The 3,668-nt window shown below is 36.2% G+C and carries 2 protein-coding genes; both read left to right on the top strand.

Annotated elements, in window-relative coordinates:
• On the top strand, window positions 1–2,029 hold a 2,029-nt coding region (carB, locus tag FJ213_13020; protein MBM4177072.1), incomplete at its 5' end, for a carbamoyl-phosphate synthase large subunit.
• A 61-nt stretch (window positions 2,030–2,090) separates the two neighbouring features.
• The coding region (locus FJ213_13015) for a DNA primase (GenBank protein ID MBM4177071.1) at window positions 2,091–3,668 on the top strand (1,578 nt) is incomplete at its 3' end.

Raw genomic sequence — 3,668 nt, 5'->3', positions numbered from 1 at the left:
ATTTCAGAAAGCCATTCGGATGCTTGATATTGGATTGAATGGATTCTCCGGCAACGAGCTAAACGCAGCTGAGGGTATCGAGACCGATTTATCGGTTCCAACTGACAGAAGAATTTTCTTCGTTGCTAAAGCTCTTGAAGATGGAATGTCAATCGAAAAAATAAATGAGCTTACTAAGATCGACAGGTGGTTCCTTTATAAGATGAAAAATATTATTGATGTTAAAAAAAGACTCGCGGGATTCTCAGTTGATCAGCTTGATAGAAAAATAATGTTGGAATCAAAACAGAAAGGATTTTCAGATAAACAGATAGCTCACTTAATTTCATCTGATGAAAAAACTATCAGAAACAAAAGAAAAGAATTAGGAATTATTCCAGTAGTTAAGCAAATCGATACACTCGCAGCAGAATATCCTGCTCAAACGAATTATTTATACATGACATACAATGGTGATGAGAATGATATTTCGCCTAAAAAAGAAAAACAAATAGTCGTTCTCGGCGGCGGACCCTATCGAATTGGTTCATCAGTTGAATTTGATTGGTGCTGTGTAAATGCGGTTATGACTTTGAATCAGATGGGTTACAAGACAATTATGATCAATTACAATCCTGAAACTGTCTCCACAGATCATGATATCTGCGATAAATTGTATTTCGAGGAAATGACACTTGAAAGAGTTCTTGATATTTACGAAACGGAAACGCCAGAGGGTATAATTGTATCAATGGGAGGACAAATTCCCAATAATCTTGCGATGAAATTATTTAATGAGGGCGTAAAAATAATTGGCACATCTCCTTTGCAAATCGACAATGCCGAAAACCGGGATAAATTTTCAAGGATTCTTGATGAATTAGAAATCGACCAACCAGAATGGAAAGAGCTTAAAGATTTAGATTCTGCGAAAAAGTTTTCCGCCGAAGTGGAATATCCTGTTCTGATTCGTCCGAGCTATGTTCTTAGCGGTGCCGCAATGAGTATTGTGCTAACTGAAGACGAACTTGAAGGTTACTTAAAAAAAGCTTCTGATATCAGTAGAGAACATCCAGTAGTTATAAGCAAATTTATAACCAATGCTCGAGAGATTGAAGTTGATGCCGTGGCAAATAAAGGTGAATTGTTTTGCTATGCAATTTGCGAACATGTGGAAAATGCCGGAGTGCATTCAGGTGATGCAACTTTAGTACTTCCACCGCAGCGAACATATCTCGAAACAATGAGGAGAGTGAAAATAATTACAAAAGAAATTGCAAGGGCACTTGAGATCACCGGACCGTTCAACATTCAATTCATTGCAAAAGATAATAAAGTCAAAGTCATTGAATGCAACCTTCGTGCATCAAGAAGCTTTCCGTTTGTTTCAAAAGTTCTAAAAATTAATTTCATCGATATTGCAACTCGATTGATGCTCGGTGAACATATCGCGAAAATCGATAAATCTTCATTTGATCTGGATTATGTTGGAGTGAAAGCTTCTCAATTTTCTTTTACAAGATTAAAAGGCTCAGATCCAATTATCGGTGTTGAAATGTCATCCACTGGCGAAGTCGCCTGCTTGGGAGATGATTTTAACGAAGCATTTTTGAAAAGTCTGCTTTCTACCGGATTTAAAATTCCAAAGAAAGCAATTATGCTTTCTACTGGAACAATGATTCAGAAAGCAGAATTCTTAGAAGAACTTAGAGTGTTGAAAGAAATGGATTATAGATTTTATGGGACAAGAGCAACTGCCGAGTTCTATTCTGATAATGGAATTCCTGTTAAAACTCTCAGACGCCCAGGCAATGAGGAAGGACCATTTGTTCTTGATTATTTAAGCAGCGGGAAAATCGATCTTGTAATTAGCATTCCAAAAACTGCTGAGAAAGAAGAACTCGATGCTGATTATGTTATTAGAAGACATGCCGTTGATTTGAACATTCCCGTAATTACAAATACACAATTCGCTAAAAGATTTGTCAAAGCACTTCGAAAATATCAAATTGAAAATCTCCCAATTAAAAGTTGGGATGAATATAATTAGTATTCAACCACTTTTTTTCTAACACCTTTTCATTTATATTTTTTTTAATTTACTTTTGAATATGAGGATAAAAGAAGATTCAATAAAGAATTTGCTTGACTCGATCAGCGCAGTCGATGTTATTTCTGACTATGTGCAATTAAAAAAGCGGGGGAAGAATTATGTTGGTCTTTGCCCTTTCCACAATGAGAAAACCCCTTCGTTTACCGTGAGTGAAGACAAAGGAATGTTCCATTGTTTCGGTTGCGGCGAAGGCGGCAATACTGTTTCATTCTTGATGAAGCATGAAAAATACAATTACGTCGATGCGATTGAAGAACTCGCGAAAAAATTCAACATACAGCTCGATTATGAAGACGGAAGATATTACGAAAAAGATACCGAGCTCGAAAAACTTTACGATTACAGCCGCTTGACTGCGAGATATTTTTATGAGAACCTCACGAAAACAAACGAAGGAGAAAATGCACTCAAATATCTTTATCAACGCGGACTCTCCGACGATGTAATTAAAAATTTTGGATTGGGCTATTCGTTAAGTTCTTGGGAAGGACTTGTAAATTTCATAAAGAAAAATAATTATGAGACTGTGATCTTTGAAAAGCTCGGCTTGATTTTAAAACGTGAAGATGGAAACTATTATGATAGATTTAGAGGACGAATTATTTTCCCAATTTTCTCAACCTCGGGCAGAATCATTGCATTCGGAGGAAGATTACTTATCGACGAGGAAAACCAGCCAAAATATTTAAACTCCCCCGAGTCAAGAATATATATTAAAGGAAAAACTCTTTACGGAATTTTTCAGTCAAAAGATGAAATTAGAAAAAAAGATTCTGCTATCTTGGTGGAAGGGTATATGGATTTGATTGCATTGTATCAATCAGGCTTCCGCAATGTTGTAGCAAGCGCCGGTACGGCACTCACTTCAGATCAAGTTCATGCAATTTCAAGACTGACAAAAAATATAGTTTTAATTTACGATTCTGATGAAGCCGGAAAAAAAGCTGCCGAGCGAGCATCGGAACTGATGCTCGAAGGAGATACTGACTTCAAAATAGTAACTCTTCCCGAAGGAGAGGATCCGGACTCATTTGTCAATGCTCATGGAGAGGAGCGATTCAAACTTGAACTTCAAACCGCTAGCAATTACATAGACTTCATCACTTCGCTTCACACAAAAGAGAAAAAATCTTTAGAAAATTCCGAAAAGTTGAAAATTATTAATCGAATTTTAGAGCTTACTGCGAAAGTTCGTGATCCTATCAGAAGATCTTTATTTGTAAAACATGCTTCCGAAAAATTTAAAATTAGGGAATCCGCATTAGCTGAATCGCTCGGTAAATATTTAGTTCAGCAGAATAAATTTGAGAGTGTATCTCAACGAGTTGAAACGAAAACAACAGAAAACATTGAGAATAAATTTGTTTATAAAAATGTTCCAGAAGTCGAAAAAAGCCTGCTTCAATTGATGTTTTCAAAAGATAAAGATCTTTGCGAATTTATTTTTCTTCATATTCCGCCCGAAGATTTAACAAACGAAAAAACTCAGATTATCGCTAAAGCCATCCAGCGTGAGCTTGAAAGAGGGAATCAGCCTGAAGAAGATTATTTATTAAATATTCTTGAAGATGAAGAC

This window comes from Ignavibacteria bacterium, assembly GCA_016873845.1.
Lineage (GTDB): Bacteria > Bacteroidota > Ignavibacteria > Ch128b > Ch128b > JAHJVF01.
This window is presented reverse-complemented; position numbering and strand designations above follow the sequence as displayed.